We start from the raw sequence: 284 nt of genomic DNA, 5'->3' as shown, positions 1-284 counted from the left end.
GTTATCGTAAAAAGGAGTGCAAGTTTACAAAAAATGTTTTGATTATTAAGCAATTAGAATTAATTTATTATTCCTTTTTTTCTTGAAATACAAAAACTACCTTTGCACTTTATAACCTTTTGGGTAGATTTTAATGAAGATGGACAAAAATACACAAGATTTAGTAAATAAAGGAATTATGCTTCCGTTGATGGAAGAGTTTTATACCATACAAGGTGAGGGTGCTCACACTGGTACTGCTGCCTATTTTATTAGAGTTGGTGGTTGTGATGTTGGTTGCCACT

Annotated in this window: 1 pseudogene; it reads left to right on the top strand. The window is 31.7% G+C overall.

Annotated elements, in window-relative coordinates:
• Window positions 1–139: 139 nt before the first annotated feature.
• Window positions 140–284: pseudogene (locus ACTG3S_RS14200) on the top strand (7-carboxy-7-deazaguanine synthase QueE); the annotation flags it as partial.

The sequence above is a fragment of the Polaribacter sp. genome (genome assembly GCF_965656025.1).
GTDB lineage: Bacteria > Bacteroidota > Bacteroidia > Flavobacteriales > Flavobacteriaceae > Polaribacter.
The sequence above is the reverse complement of the archived record's forward strand: the minus strand, read 5'-3'. Positions and strand labels throughout refer to the sequence as shown.